Consider the following 234-nt stretch of genomic DNA (forward strand, 5'->3'; position numbering starts at 1 on the left):
ACGCAAGGCCATTCGCAACAACGGGTTGGACGTCTACTCCCTCGGCACACACGCGACTCCCGGGCTGCACAAGGCCGGGGGGACGCTGCTGCGCACCCGTCCGGGCGCGGAGGCCGGTGTGCTCGGCGAACTCGCCACGGGGGCCGACCGGGACCCCGAGGTCGCTGCCGCCGCCCGCGCCCTGGACAGTACGGACGCGGTGATCCTCGTCGGGGAGCGTCTCGCCGAGACCCC

At 73.9% G+C, this 234-nt stretch carries 1 protein-coding gene; it reads left to right on the forward strand.

From position 1 onward, the window contains the following. Positions 1 to 234, forward strand: a 234-nt coding sequence (locus F1003_RS16760) for a hypothetical protein (protein WP_162307030.1), incomplete at both ends; no start/stop codon positions are given.

The organism is Winogradskyella ouciana, assembly GCF_009709615.1.
Classification (GTDB): Bacteria; Bacteroidota; Bacteroidia; order Flavobacteriales; family Flavobacteriaceae; genus Winogradskyella; species Winogradskyella ouciana.